At 45.7% G+C, this 1,470-nt stretch carries 2 protein-coding genes; both read left to right on the top strand.

Annotation, left to right across the window (positions count from 1 at the left end):
* Positions 1-977, top strand: a 977-nt coding sequence (locus A3763_RS26155; protein ID WP_068760747.1) for a transcription termination/antitermination protein NusA, incomplete at its 5' end; no start/stop codon positions are given.
* Between the two features lie 24 nt (positions 978-1,001).
* A partial coding sequence (locus A3763_RS26150; RefSeq protein ID WP_197483148.1) for an IF-2-associated domain-containing protein occupies positions 1,002-1,470 on the top strand: 469 nt, incomplete at its 3' end.

Here is a 1,470-nt window from a genome sequence, read left to right as displayed (position 1 = left end):
GTGAAGTTTTCCGAATGGGCGACCGTGTTAGGGCGCTTCTAGAAGAAATTCGAGTTGAAGTTCGTGGCCCTCAACTTATTCTGAGCCGTTCAGCGCCAGGTATGTTGATCGAGTTGTTTAAAATTGAAGTGCCTGAGATTTCAGAAGAAGTTATCGAGATTCGTGCCGCGGCGCGTGATCCAGGTTCTCGAGCTAAAATCGCTGTAAAAACTAATGATAAGCGAATTGATCCGGTTGGTGCTTGTGTTGGTATGCGTGGAGCACGAGTTCAGGCCGTCTCAGGTGAGTTAGGTAATGAGCGTGTCGATATCATCGTCTGGGATGATAACCCGGCTCAGCTAGTGGTTAACGCCATGGCGCCTGCCGAGGTTGCTTCTATCGTAGTAGACGAAGAAACAAATTCCATGAACGTTGCGGTATCTGAAGATAACTTGGCTATGGCAATCGGTCGAGCAGGGCAAAATGTTCGTCTGGCTGGTGAATTGACCGGCTGGGAATTGAACGTTATGTCTGAAGAAGATGCAGGTAAGCAGCAGGAAGAAGAGGTTGGCAAGTATGTTGACTTGTTTATCGAAACGCTTGATGTAGATGAAGACTTGGCGACTGAGTTGGTAAATGAGGGCTTTACTTCACTAGAAGAAGTCGCCTATGTACCGATTGAGGAAATGTTAGAGATTGACGCCTTCGATGAAGATATTGTTGAAGAGTTACGTCGTCGTGCAAAAGATGCCTTATTGAATAAAGCTTTGGCTTCCGAAGAGGAACTCGAAGGTAAAGAGCCTGCAGAGGATCTATTGGCAATGGACGGCATGGACCAGCATTTGGCTTTGGTTCTTGCTAGTAAAGGTATTGTCACGATGGAAGATCTTGCAGAACAGTCTATCGATGAGTTAATGGAAGTCGATGGGATGGATGAAGAAAAAGCCGGGCAGTTAATTATGACTGCACGAGCACCTTGGTTTGAAAACCAGGAATAAAGACGGGAGTCAGGAGAATTAATCATGTCTGAAGTAACTGTCAAAAAACTGGCAAATGATATAGGTGCACCGGTCGACCGACTGTTAAAGCAAATCGCGGATGCAGGTTTACCTGCTCGTGATGAGAGCTCGGTTGTTACTGATGAAGAAAAGCAAACTTTGCTGACTTTCTTAAAGAAAAGTCATGGCGAAGAAAATGACGAGCCTAAGAAAATCACACTGAAGCGCAAGACGACATCAACTTTGAAGATGTCAGCGGGTCAAGGTAAGTCAAAAACAGTTAATGTTGAGGTGCGTAAGAAACGTACCTATGTGAAGCGCCCGGAAGTCTCTTTAGAGCTTGAACAGCAGAAGAAAGAAGAGGCAGAACGAGCAGCTAAACTAGCCGAAGAAGTTGCTGCTAAGAAAGCACAAGAAGCGAAAGAAGCTGAAGAGAAAGCTCGAAAAGAGCAAGAAGCCAAAGAGGCTGAAGCTAAGCGTGAAGCGGAAGATG

The organism is Oleiphilus sp. HI0128, assembly GCF_001635365.1.
This window is presented reverse-complemented; position numbering and strand designations above follow the sequence as displayed.